This window comes from Chryseobacterium sp. FW101-FHT12H09, from assembly GCF_058790395.1.
In genome coordinates, this window is record NZ_JBYTCP010000001.1 from 67,849 (window position 1) to 80,871 (window position 13,023).

A 13,023-nucleotide genomic window follows, 5' to 3' on the forward strand; every position below is an offset into this window, starting at 1 on the left:
CCTTCTTATTTTTTCAAATGATGTCGGTTAAATTCCTGGGTTATCTCAATTATTTTTTGACATAATAATGCCATTTCTGCGGTTTGCCTTTCCAGCTTAAAAAGAAATGCCGCCGCTTTCTTCTCAGAAAAATGACTATACAACAATTTCACAATTTGATTATAATTCACTCCCACTGAACGGAATTGTGTATAAAGGGATGTTAACCGCATGTAGAAATCTACAGAGCCTTTATCAATGCTGACCGTTTTTATTTCGTTAGAAAACAGCACCGAGACAATAAACTTTGCTTTATTGGTCATTCCCGACATTTCAAAAAGCGATATCAGCCTATCATTTTCTTGATCAGTAAGCCTGAAAACATGACGATGAATACTTGGATTCATTTTTGGCTTTCGACCACCTTTCTTCTTATAATTATTGTTTTTATTCTCCATGTCTGCCCCTATTTAATTATTCATAAAACTTCGACTTCGGAGCAAGTTTTAAGCTCCCTGCAAGGGCAAGTTGTTTTGAGGCACCCAAAACAGTTATGAGGCACTCAAAACACAACTTGCCGTGTTCTGATGAACACAAAAAATCATGCTGCCTTAATGATTTACTATTACTGTAAAAAATGTATCTGGCCTGTAAAGTAAATTACCAGATGCTTCATCGTCATTTCTATTACATCAGGCACTTGTGATCTCTTGCAAAGTAAAGGCCTGTTGATGGTAAAACCCAACACGTAAGAGTCCCAAATACATCCTATTAAACGCCAATGTGTTCCATCGTTATGTACTGCAAATAAGTAAGTGCATTTCTTTGCACTTATAACAATATATAGGGATAAAGTTGGATGTACATGTAATGAGATACCTATTCAGGGTATTAAGCAGAAAAATATAATTATCAATATATGTTTATAGAAATAGCTGCTTATCCATTTACCCACTACCGGGCACAGGTATATAAAAAAAAACTCTTGTATCTGGCTAAGTACAGAAGTCCACCTATAATTAGACTTCTATATCTCGTAGTGAATATGCAGCTAAATAGATACAGACAAATTGATACAGACAAATTGATACAATACAAGAAAGTACAATTACAAATATTTATAATATGGACTCAAAACACAAACCAGTATTTATCGCTTTTTCCTCTCAAAAAGGCGGTGTGGGTAAAAGCACATTTACCTCTTTGGTGGCAAGCATCATGCATTACCGTATGGGATATAATGTCGCTGTATTCGATGCGGATTTTCCTCAGCACAGCCTTATGAAAATGAAATCCCGTGATCTGGCAATGGTCATGGAAAATGAGAACCTGAAAAGAATGGCCTATAAACAATTTACTGCCATCGGCAAAAAAGCCTATCCTATCATGCAACACAAAGCGGAATATTTACTTGAAGCCGCCCACAAATGGATAAGCGAATCAAATATACCTATCGATGTATTATTTTTTGATCTCCCGGGAACTGTGAATACTCCGGGTATCCTCAGAACGTTGGCAGGGATGCATCACATTTTCACACCTATAACCGCAGACCGCATGGTCATGGAGAGCACCCTTATATTTACCCAACTCCTGCAAAATGTAATTATGGAAAAAGGAGAAACTTCAATAAAATCCGTTAACCTGTTCTGGAACCAGGTAGATGGCAGAGAGAATACAGCTCTGTACGAGGTTTACAATAAGCTTATCGGACAATTGGGATTAAATCTGATGAAAAGCCAGGTCAAGAAAAGCAGCAAATTCCGTAAAGAAAGTGAATTAGACAGCAAAAATGTCTTCCGTTCTACTTTACTCCCTTCAGATGAACGGCTAATGAGGGCGTGCCAACTGGATATTTTCATAGAGGAGTTTTTAGAAATCATTCAATTATAGCTGTATGGATAAAGATAAAACAAAAAATACCCAACCTGATATTGATGAAGAATTAATGATGAACCTTATGGTTGAGGGGGTGAAAATTGACAGACTACCAATTCCTTTGGAACCAATCCAAGACCATATGGATGATGCAGACCTTCCCAATCAAAAACCTAGCGGAAAAGAAAAGGTTAAAGCAAAAAAAATACCCGTACCCGATTATGAAACTCTCTTTTTCAAAAAGCCCGATACAAACGCCCGTGATGGTAAAACGGTTTATATCAGACCTGATTTTCATGAAAAACTATCCCGTATCGTACAGGTCATAGGTGAAGATAAGCTCACTATCTATGCGTACTTGGATAATTTGCTTGAATATCATTTTCATGAATTTGGGGACCAGATTACCATTAGTTTCAACAATAAATACAAACCTATTCTTTAAGTCATGGAAATTATAATAATGATGTGCCTGATGGTTATTATCGTATTGCTCATACAGGACAAGATATACATCAATAAAAGGGTTACACAAAGAAATATGGAAAAAACAGTCCCACATCCCCCTGAAATTATGGGACAGTCCAAGTCAACGAAAAAACGTTTGGTATCAAAAGGTACCGAAAATCCAAAGGAAGAACAGAAAAATATTTTAAGTATCCAACCTGATTTTGAGGAAGAGGAAAAAGAATGGAAAAAGCACAGGATAATCAGTGATGGTAACAGTCTTGCCCAAGGTGTCACTTTTGAAGAACTATGCAGCGTGGAGAGAGACCTCGATAGAGAAAGCCTGGCACCGTCTCAAAAGGAAACAACCTCTGCTATCCTTCAAAAGATACATGGAACTGCACTATTCAACCTACTGGAAAATTCAATGGAAGATACCGCTCATAAAATAGCAGAACTATTGGATAATAGTTTTACAGTTGAAGACAAAAGCAGTTTTTCCATTTTACGGAAAGAAGATTTTGAAAATTTCGATATTGAAGAGTTTATCTGATGATTAAATTTGAATAATGATATTCAAATTGCCCACCATAGAAAGAAGCCCTTCTTGATTGAAAGACTCCAAGAGCTGTGAAATTTATGATACTTAAAAAAGTGTTTTAAATAAAAGCTTCCCAAAAGAGGGAAGCACTACGATGTAAAAACGATGAAAAATTATTAGTTAGGTTCTCTACTCAAATTTACGTTTTTCATTTTAAGTTCTTTTATGACCAGAATCATAAAGGTTTATTTAAAGGATTTTCAGTATCTTTAATCACAATGTAATTTTCTTTACATTATTTGTGTTTTTTAAGCCCTTCCCCGGAGGGGCTTTTTATTTAGCAGACCCTCAACAACCAATAGAGTAAGTTACAGACAGTTTTAATTATTATATTTGGAAAAAATAAACATTCAAACATTACAGGAAACCCTCGACATTTATAGAAATGAAGCTTTAGGGGCCATTTATGATAGTTTTTCTGCTTTTAAAATTGTTGTAGATGCAACATCTGATCGGGAAAAACTACTGCAAATGATTGACTCAGGTAAAATTTTATTAGTTGAGGCCTTAATTCTTGTAGATTATCCATTAAAAGCAGGAAGCCAATCTCAGGAAAATCAAAGATTATATTAAAACCATTGATGCCGAAAATTATTTAAAGGATATTTAGATTATTACGAGGCGACATGTCTGGGTTATTTGGATAAAATACATCCGGAAAAATAGAAATTCCATTGATCTCCTATTTCAATTTGCCATATTAATCAATTGAAGAGTCTGATTAATCGCAAGGATCAGGCCTAATATCAAAAAGAGCCAGAACCGTACTGTCCGATAGTTTTTTTCCGTAAGGATGTACATTATCACACAAACAATCCAACCACCTACCGCAATGCTTTTAAAGGTCATGGAATATTTCATAAAGGTATTCCCGATAAGTAAAAGTATAATCCATAATAACTCAATGTATGGAGCATATTTTTGCCAAAATAGAATAAATCTTGACTTCATACAGAATAATCTTGTTCGTTTAATATAGAAATACAAAAACTATACCTTCAGAACATACAAGCTGCCTGCCCATTTTTAGAAACTAATTTTGGGGGACTAGGCATCTGATCATTCAATTTTAAATAGGAACTGCGCCAACCTTAACTGAGTTGGCGCTGCTTTTCTTATACACTATTCTTATAAAGACAATTACTGCCAAACCAATGTACGTACAGCCAATTCACCAATACTGATCGATTTTCACCACAATTTTGTCATGAAGCCAGCAATGAGCCGGCTCATTACAATCAATTAAACATATTTCAATTATGGAAAAACAAAGAAAAAAGATTTTACTGCTATCGGTAGCTGTGCTGATTAATGGATTTTTGCAGGCCCAGGGAAATGGCAGCGCCGGCATCACGGAAGCTACCCAGATGGTCACTTCCTATTTTGACCCGGCGACCAAGCTTATCTATGCTATCGGAGCCGTGGTGGGACTTATCGGAGGTGTTAAGGTCTACAATAAGTTCAGCAGTGGTGACCCGGATACCTCAAAAACGGCTGCCAGCTGGTTTGGAGCTTGTATATTCCTTATTGTAGCAGCGACCATCCTGCGTTCATTCTTCCTTTAAGAATTTTGATTATGAATACTTATCTCATCAACAAAGGAATTGGAAGATCGGTCGAATTCAAAGGCCTGAAGGCACAGTACCTGTTTATTTTTGCAGGTGGACTGTTGGGAATACTGCTATTGGTGATGTTACTGTATATGACAGGCATTAATACTTATATCTGTTTATTAACAGGGAGCTCAGGCAGTGGTATTCTGATCTGGAAGACTTTCTCTCTGAATAGAAAATACGGTGAGCACGGCCTCATGAAACTGGGTGCAAAGAAAAAGCATCCCAGGTACATACTCAGCCGCAAACCCATACTCAGATATTTAAAAGCAACCCCTAAAAAACATTCATATGAGAAACAGCTCCAAAGCAGCGACCCTGGAGAGTAAATTCCCACTGCTTGCTGTAGAAGATAACTGCATTATATCTAAGGATGCCGATATCACAGTCTGCTTTAAGGTGAGGTTACCGGAACTCTTTACCATCGCATCACCAGAATATGAAGCCATTCATTCCACATGGTTTAAAGCGGTAAAGACCCTTCCCGATTATACGGTGGTTCATAAACAGGATTGGTATATTAAAGAAAATTACACGCCTGATTTATCATTGGAAGACCAAAGTTTTTTATCAAAATCTTTTGAACGTCATTTTAATGAAAGACCCTTCCTGAATCATTACTGCTATCTATTTCTCACCAAAACCACTAAAGAGCGGATGAGAACTCAAAGCAACTTTTCATCGCTGTGCAAAGGCAAACTCATCCCGAAAGAAATCAGGGATAGTGAGGTTGTCGGTAGATTTATGGAAGCTGTTGATCAGTTCGAAAGGATTATGAATGACAGTGGTTACATTTATCTGAAGAAAATGTCGGCAGACGAGATTACAGGTACTGAAAATGAGTCCGGACTCCTGGAACAATATCTTACCCTATCCCGAGAATCCAGCATACCCCTTCAGGATCTGCAGCTTGGAGCTGAAGAGGTTCGTATCGGTAACAATCGGATCAGTATTCATACCTTATCTGATGCGGATGATCTGCCGGCAGCAGTGTCATCACATGCCCGGTATGAAAAGTTAAGTACGGACCGTAGTGACTGTTTATTATCGTTTGCCTCTCCGGTCGGACTTTTACTAAGCTGCAATCATATCTATAATCAGTATCTGTTCATTGACAACAGCGACGATAATCTGGGAAAATTCGAAAAGTCAGCCAGAAATATGCATTCACTGGCAAGATACAGCAGAGCCAATCAGATCAACAAGGAATGGATAGAAAAATACCTCAATGAAGCCCATTCTTTTGGACTGCAGTCGATCCGGGCACATTTCAATGTGATGGTATGGTCTGATGATACCCGTGAACTCAAACAACTTAAAAACGATACGGGAAGCGCGTTAGCCTTAATGGAGTGTAAACCGCGCCATAATACAACTGATGCGGCAACTCTATATTGGGCCGGAATTCCTGGAAACGCAGGTGATTTTCCAAGCGAAGAAAGCTTTTATACCTTCATTGAGCCGGCTCTTTGTTTTTTCACTCAGGAAACCAATTACCAAAATTCTCCCTCTCCTTTCGGAATCAAGATGGCTGACCGGCTTACCGGTAAACCCATCCATTTGGATATTTCTGATCTTCCCATGAAGCGGGGAATTATCACGAACCGAAATAAATTCATCCTGGGGCCTTCAGGAAGCGGAAAATCATTTTTCACCAACCATATGGTAAGGCAGTATTATGAACAGGGCGCTCATGTCCTGCTGGTTGATACCGGAAATTCTTACCAGGGTCTGAGTGGGTTGATTAAAAGTAAAACAAAAGGAGAAGACGGGGTATATTTTACATATACGGAAGATCATCCCATTGCCTTTAATCCTTTTTATACCGATGACGGAATATTTGATATTGAAAAGAAAGAAAGCATCAAAACCCTGATCCTCACCTTATGGAAAAGAGATGATGAACCGCCTTCCCGTTCTGAAGAAGTTGCTTTATCCAATGCCGTAAGCGGTTATATCGATCAAATAAAAAACAGCAAGCAGATCCCCTCATTTAACGGCTTTTACAAGTATATAAAAGAAGATTACCAAAGCATCCTTGAACAGAAGAATGTCAGGGAAAAAGATTTTGATATTGCTAATTTCCTTAATGTTTTAGAGCCTTATTACCAGGGTGGCGAATACGATTACCTTCTCAATTCAGATAGGCAGCTTGACCTGTTATCCAAGCGCTTTATCGTCTTTGAGATCGATGCAATCAAAGACCATAAGATCCTTTTCCCTATTGTAACCATTATCATCATGGAGGTTTTCATCAATAAGATGCGAAGACTTAAAGGGATCAGAAAACTAATACTGATTGAGGAGGCTTGGAAAGCTATTGCTAAGGAAGGCATGGCAGAATACATCAAATACCTATTCAAAACCGTAAGAAAATTCTTTGGAGAAGCCATTGTAGTCACTCAGGAAGTTGATGATATCATCCAATCCCCCATTGTTAAGGAAAGTATTATTAATAATTCCGATTGTAAGATCTTACTTGACCAGCGAAAATATATGAACAAGTTCGATGATATCCAGGCTATGCTCGGATTAACGGATAAAGAAAAAGCCCAGGTCCTTTCAATCAATATGAATAACGATCCTAAGAGGCTTTATAAAGAAGTCTGGATTGGATTGGGAGGAACTCATTCTGCCGTTTACGCAACTGAGGTTTCCACAGAAGAATACCTTGCTTACACTACGGAAGAATCTGAAAAAATGGAGGTCATGAACCTGGCATCCGAACTCGCCGGAAATATTGAACATGCTATTAAAAGAATATCCCTTAAAAGAATCAGAACAAATAAAGACAACCCAATCACTTAAAATGTATAACAATGAAAAATCCAATCATTACAACATTACTAGCAGCAGTAATTGCTGCAACAACATTCGTTAAAGCTCAATTTGTGGTTACAGATCCCACCAATCTTGCCTCCGGAATCCTGAATTCCGCCAATGAAATTGTACAGACTTCATCGACGGTCTCCAATGTAATCAAAAACTTTAATGAAGTTAAAAAAGTCTATGAACAGGGTAAAGAATATTATGACAAGCTAAAAGCAGTCAACAACCTGGTTAAGGATGCCCGCAAAGTCCAGCAAACGGTTTTGCTGGTAGGCGATGTATCGGAAATCTACGTCAATAATTTTGGCAAAATGCTTAATGACCCCAACTTTAACACCCAGGAACTGACCGCAATAGCCAATGGATATTCGGCACTGCTTACCGAAAGCACCGAACTGCTTAAAGAGCTCAGGCAAATCGTGTCCTCAACCGGTTTATCACTTAATGACAAGGAACGTATGGATGTCATTGACAGGGTATACAAAGAGGTTAAGGAGTATTATAATCTGGTAAGATACTATACGAATAAAAATATTTCGGTAAGCTATTTAAGAGCTAAGAAACACAATAATACACAAAGGGTTTTGAGCCTCTACGGAACATCCAATCAAAAATACTGGTAGTATGGAACCCAATAACTTACACGAAGTACTCCGATCTGTTTATGAAGAGATGATGCCCTTCTGTGCTGATATGGCAGCAGTGGCAAAGGGAGTTGCCGGGCTGGGAGCCTTATTTTACGTTTCACTTAAGGTCTGGCAGGCACTGAGCCGCGCCGAACCTATTGATCTGTTTCCCATGTTACGCCCTTTTGCCATCGGAATCTGTATTATGTTTTTTTCAACGATTGTCCTGGGAAGCATCAATGCTGTTTTAAGTCCTATCGTACAAGGCAGTCATTCCATGCTTGAAGGCCAGGTTCTTGATCTCAATGAAATGCAGCAAAAAAAAGACCTGCTGGAAAGGGAGGCCATGCTCAGAAATCCGGAAATGGCCTATCTAATCTCTGATGAAGAGTTTGACAAAAAACTGGAAGAGCTTGGCTGGTCCCCTTCAGATTTGGTTACCATGTCAGGTATGTACATCGAAAGGGAAATGTTTGCCATTAAAAAAGATATCAGGGACGGATTCCGTGAATTCCTGGAGATATTGTTTCAGGCAGCAGCATTGGTTATTGATACCATAAGGACATTTTTTCTCATTGTACTGTCCATCCTGGGACCGATAGCCTTTTCGATTTCTGTGTGGGATGGTTTTCAGACTACCCTCACCCAGTGGCTGACCCGATATGTAAGCGTTTACCTCTGGCTTCCGGTTGCAGACATGTTCAGTACGATACTTGCCAAGATGCAATCCCTTATCCTGGAGCGGGATATCGAGATGCTCTCGGATCCTGATTTCATTCCCGATACGTCCAATACCGTATACATCATTTATATGATCATCGGAATCATCGGCTACTTTACGGTTCCAACCGTTACAGGCTGGGTCATCCAGGCAGGAGGCGCAGGCAATTTTATGCGCAATGTCAACCAGACTGCCCAGAAATCTGGAAATATTGCAGGCGCTGCTGCAGGATCAGCAACAGGCAATATATCGGGAAAATTACTTAAATAATAAAACCAAATTACAATGGAATTTAAGACCTTAAGAAATATTGAAAACAGCTTTAAGCAGATCAGGTTATTTACTTTTGTCTTTACGGTGTTTTGTCTGAGTGTTGCGCTATTTGCCATATACCGTTCTTATAGATTTGCTGAGGAGCAGAGAAAGAAAATCTACGTATTGGATAATGGAAAATCCTTAATGCTGGCCTTATCTCAGGATATGTCTATCAACCGGCCTGTAGAGGCAAGAGAGCATACAAGACGTTTCCATGAGCTATTCTTTACCATTGCACCTGACAAAAATGCCATTGAAAGCAATGTCAAAAGGGCTTTCAATCTGGCAGACCAATCCGCATTTAATTATTATAAAGACCTTTCTGAAAAAGGATATTACAATAGAATTATTTCAGGAAACATCCAACAAAGGATTGAGGTGGACAGCGTGATCGCTGATTTCAACACCTATCCGTATCCAGTGAAAACCTACGCCAGGCAGTTCATTATACGCTCAAGCAATCTGACCATAAGAAGTTTGATCACCATCTGCTCACTTGTCAATTCAGTGAGATCAGATAATAACCCGCAGGGATTTACCATTGAGAAATTCAGTGTTATTGAGAATAAGGATATCGAAACTGTTGAACGGTAAATCAACGACTATGAAAGAATTCAGAAAAGCGATAAACTGCTATGCCAGGGAGATGGAACAACAATGGAAGACGTTACCTAATTATAGGCGCCGGCGAATAATAAAAATCATTTTTGCAATGTACCTATTGCTAAGTATTTTTTCCATACTGCATATCGGGTTGAACCTGGCAGGTCGAAATAGTACCATTCCCGTGGAACATATAAGAACTCTCCGGATTGAAAACCGCACTAAGAATCAAAAGACACCCATTCAAGAAAAAAATTCCCACCATGAAAGATTTAAGTAAAACCACTATCAGAATAACAGAAGGAAACTCCCCAGATCCAGATGATGATCAAGAGGGCGGGACACAGCAATTGGAAAAATTAAAGAAGCCTCTTATCTATCTCTTAATGGGGATTGCCTGCGCCGGGTGTTTATATTTGATCTTTAAGCCCAATAAAAACCAAGTCATCACCGGGAATTCGGGTTTTAATACGGCGGTTCCTCAGGCGGCCAATGATCAACTTCAGCCTGACAAACAGAAAGCTTATGAACAGGATCTGTTGGAGCAAAAAAATGAAGAAAAAAGAAAAGCCCTAACCAGTTTATCTGATTATTGGAATGATCCGGATCATTCCACTGACTTGAAGAACCAAACCCTCCACCCCGATGTAGCTGAAAACTCCAAAATTAATATGGTTACAGGCCGTAATGCATTTAATAGCTACCAGGCTGCACAGCAGACATTAGGCTCTTTTTACAAGAGAGACAATCAGGAAATTGATCAACTTAAGCAGGAGATCAGCAGACTTAGGCATGGAGCGATGCAAAAAGATATGGTTCCGGTCAGTTCAGGAATTAACGATCAGCTTGAACTAATGGAAAAATCTTATCAGATGGCAGCAAAATATCTGCCTTTACCCAAAAATGAAGATCCTGATAATAATGAGATTCAAAAAAAAGAAACAGATCATAATAAGGCTGAGATAGCTTCAATAAAGCCTATCACTAATCATATCGTTTCCGGTTTATACCGCTACCCTTCTGACAGTATGCTTTTGGCCCGTCCTGATCATAACCGGTTTACAGGGATCCAAAATGTAAATCCACAAGGTTTTGAAAGGAAAAACAGCATCCGTGCAGTAATTCATGAAACCCAAGTAATGACACCTGAAAGTATATTATCCCTAAGACTTCTTGAGCCTATGATGATTGGAAATTCCAGAATTCCATCGGGAACATTATTAAAAGCTACGGGGAAATTCCAGGGTGCCAGACTAGAGTTAAAAATATCTGCTATCGAATATGACGGATCTATACAACCTGTTGATATCACCATTCATGATAATGATGGACAATCAGGATTATATATCCCTTATTCTCCTGAACAAAACGCGATTACCGATATGCTCGCTAATATGAGTCAATCATCAGGAACTAATATTATGATGACCCAGTCTGCAGGACAACAAATTGCCGCTGATCTTACAAAAGGACTGGTTCAGGGAGTGTCAGGATATTTCCGGAAAAGGGTAAAATCACCTAAGGTCACCGTAAAAGCCGGACATCAGGTATTCTTAATTTCAAAAAAATAGTTAATTGAAAATATAAAGCAATGAAAACAATAATTGATAAATGGCTTTCAGCAGTGCTCATTTTGTTTTTTACATGTATAATAAAAGCCCAGGAAACTACTGAAACTCCTTCACTGTATAAAACAAGATTGGAGCCTTACAAAATGGAAGTTACGTATGATAAAACAACCCATTTGCTGTTTCCTTCGCCCATACGATATGTCGATTTAGGAAGTGAACATCTTATTGCCAATAAAGCTCAAGATATAGAAAATGTACTTAGAATAAAATCTGCCGTAAGGGACTTTGAAGAAGAAACAAACTTTTCCGTTATTACCCAGGATGGAAAATTCTACAACTTTGATGTGTCGTACAGTTCATATCCCGACATACTGAACTATGATCTCCTGAAACTGCAACAAACTGTAGAAAAAAAACATTCTACTCATGCACAATTCGAAGAACTTGGAGGAGAGAGGTCATCAGATACCGAACTTATTATGAAGATGCTCCACAAAAGCCCTAAACAAAACATTAAACATATCAAGGCAAAAAGTTCCGGAATTCAGCTTAGTTTAAAATCGTTGTATGTACATGAAGGAAAATTTTATTTTATCCTGTTGGTTAAGAACCTCAGTAATATCAACTATAGCATTGATTTTATCAACTTTAAGATAACCGATAAAAAGAAACTGAAGCGTACGGTTATACAGGATAAACTATTGGTGCCACTCCGAACATTCCTGCCGGACAAAACAGTCAGATATCAGACAAAGGAACAAGCTGTCTATCTTCTCAATCAATTTACTTTATTGAAAGGTCAGGTGTTGGAAATCGAAGTCGTCGAAAAAGACGGCAGCCGTCATCAGAAAATTCACGTTAAAAATACTGATTTGATTAATGCCGCAATTATCGAAAGCTTAAACTAAGATGAAGATAACAATCAGAAAATTACCATGATCAGATCAATGACTTCAGGCAATTGATCAGTGAATTCATACTAAAAAAGGCAATTTAACTACTGCGAAAAGGCACTTCTGATTGTAAAGAAGAAGTGCTCTTTTCGCCCGATACATATAGGCTAAGAACGGCAATTAAACATCGCCGTTCTTTTTATTATGTCTTACAAGTACCTATAGCATTCCTTCATCGGAAAACGATGTATACTCAGTAGAGGTTAAAATACAATGATCAAGCAATTGTATGTTTAGAAATTTTGAAGCTGCTTTTATATTCTGAGTTATTTTCATATCCTCAGCTGAAGGCTTTAGATTTCCGGAGGGATGGTTATGTGCGAGAATAATGGATGATGCATTACACAATAGAGCGGCCTGCATAATAAGCCTTACATCTACGATCGCCGAAGTGATCCCACACTCCGAAATTCTCTTAATGCCTAAGACTTTATTGGCCTGATTTAAATACAGTGTGTAAAATGACTCTCGATAGTCAATTTCATCACTATCAAAATGCTCCCGAAATACATCAACAGCATCCTTTGAGTTGGTGATTAACCTTTCAGAATTTCCTTTTCTGTAATAACTTAATTTAATTTCATTGACAACATTAAATTTCATCTTTTTTGCTCTGAGTACGGCAGAGACTTTCATTTCCCGCACTTACTTTTTTCGAATTTCAAATTAGATCTCTTCTCAATCTTCCGCCTCTGCTTTTATTAAAGTCTTTGTCAGGCTTCGTTAAGTATTTTCAAAAGAAAAACCGGAAAAAAGAAAGCAGATAATGTAAGCGGGCAATGCAGTAAGCCGAAAGGAAACGGAATAAATGGAAGGCACCTTTAGGGAGGAAACCGTTTATGCCGTAGTCTTTTGGCAGGAAAAAGAAAGGGATTGGCCGCTATATC

The 13,023-nt window shown here is 38.4% G+C and carries 14 protein-coding genes; 12 read left to right on the forward strand and 2 right to left on the reverse strand.

All coding sequences use genetic code 11. From position 1 onward, the window contains the following. Positions 1-5: 5 nt before the first annotated feature. A complete protein-coding gene (mobA, locus tag AC3WRL_RS00270) occupies positions 6-437 on the reverse strand; it encodes a conjugal transfer protein MobA (protein WP_214834266.1) in 432 nt (143 codons plus the stop codon). Positions 438-1,104: 667 nt separating this feature from the next. Here mobA and AC3WRL_RS00275 point away from each other — a divergent pair. The 12 genes from AC3WRL_RS00275 to traN all read left to right on the forward strand — a co-directional run bounded on the left by AC3WRL_RS00275 (position 1,105) and on the right by traN (position 12,091). Continuing rightward, positions 1,105-1,872 (forward strand): ParA family protein, encoded by a 768-nt coding sequence (locus tag AC3WRL_RS00275; protein ID WP_492329453.1) that lies wholly within the window; start codon positions 1,105-1,107, stop codon positions 1,870-1,872. A gap of 4 nt (positions 1,873-1,876) precedes the next feature. Continuing rightward, entirely contained in the window at positions 1,877-2,302 is a 426-nt protein-coding gene (locus AC3WRL_RS00280; protein ID WP_492329454.1) for a DUF3408 domain-containing protein, read from the forward strand. Positions 2,303-2,305: 3 nt separating this feature from the next. Continuing rightward, on the forward strand, positions 2,306-2,857 hold the full coding sequence (locus AC3WRL_RS00285) for a conjugal transfer protein TraD (RefSeq protein ID WP_492329455.1): 552 nt from the start codon (positions 2,306-2,308) through the stop codon (positions 2,855-2,857). Between the two features lie 381 nt (positions 2,858-3,238). Next, a complete protein-coding gene (locus AC3WRL_RS00290; protein ID WP_492329456.1) occupies positions 3,239-3,478 on the forward strand; it encodes a hypothetical protein in 240 nt (79 codons plus the stop codon). 686 nt (positions 3,479-4,164) lie between these two features. Continuing rightward, a complete protein-coding gene (locus AC3WRL_RS00295; protein ID WP_214834259.1) occupies positions 4,165-4,470 on the forward strand; it encodes a DUF4134 domain-containing protein in 306 nt (101 codons plus the stop codon). Between the two features lie 11 nt (positions 4,471-4,481). After that, positions 4,482-4,847: a DUF4133 domain-containing protein gene (locus AC3WRL_RS00300; protein ID WP_492329457.1), complete on the forward strand. Its 366-nt coding sequence runs from the start codon at positions 4,482-4,484 to the stop codon at positions 4,845-4,847. Next, on the forward strand, positions 4,810-7,326 hold the full coding sequence (locus AC3WRL_RS00305) for a TraG family conjugative transposon ATPase (protein ID WP_492329458.1): 2,517 nt from the start codon (positions 4,810-4,812) through the stop codon (positions 7,324-7,326). The genes AC3WRL_RS00300 and AC3WRL_RS00305 overlap by 38 nt, the downstream gene beginning before the upstream one ends. 11 nt (positions 7,327-7,337) lie before the next feature. Continuing rightward, complete coding sequence (locus tag AC3WRL_RS00310) at positions 7,338-7,970, forward strand: DUF4141 domain-containing protein (RefSeq protein WP_492329459.1); 633 nt, start codon at positions 7,338-7,340, stop codon at positions 7,968-7,970. Between the two features lies 1 nt (position 7,971). Further along, entirely contained in the window at positions 7,972-8,964 is a 993-nt protein-coding gene (traJ, locus tag AC3WRL_RS00315; protein WP_492329460.1) for a conjugative transposon protein TraJ, read from the forward strand. A 15-nt stretch (positions 8,965-8,979) separates the two neighbouring features. Next, positions 8,980-9,603 (forward strand): conjugative transposon protein TraK, encoded by a 624-nt coding sequence (gene traK, locus AC3WRL_RS00320; RefSeq protein ID WP_492329461.1) that lies wholly within the window; start codon positions 8,980-8,982, stop codon positions 9,601-9,603. Between the two features lie 272 nt (positions 9,604-9,875). Next, entirely contained in the window at positions 9,876-11,183 is a 1,308-nt protein-coding gene (gene traM / locus AC3WRL_RS00325; protein ID WP_492329462.1) for a conjugative transposon protein TraM, read from the forward strand. A 20-nt stretch (positions 11,184-11,203) separates the two neighbouring features. Beyond that, positions 11,204-12,091, forward strand: coding sequence for a conjugative transposon protein TraN (gene traN / locus AC3WRL_RS00330; RefSeq protein WP_492329463.1), 888 nt, complete (start codon positions 11,204-11,206; stop codon positions 12,089-12,091). Between the two features lie 204 nt (positions 12,092-12,295). Here the strand turns inward: traN and AC3WRL_RS00335 are convergent, their stop codons facing one another. Continuing rightward, positions 12,296-12,739, reverse strand: a complete 444-nt coding sequence (locus AC3WRL_RS00335) for a JAB domain-containing protein (protein WP_492329464.1) — start codon at positions 12,737-12,739, stop codon at positions 12,296-12,298. Positions 12,740-13,023: the final 284 nt, after the last annotated feature.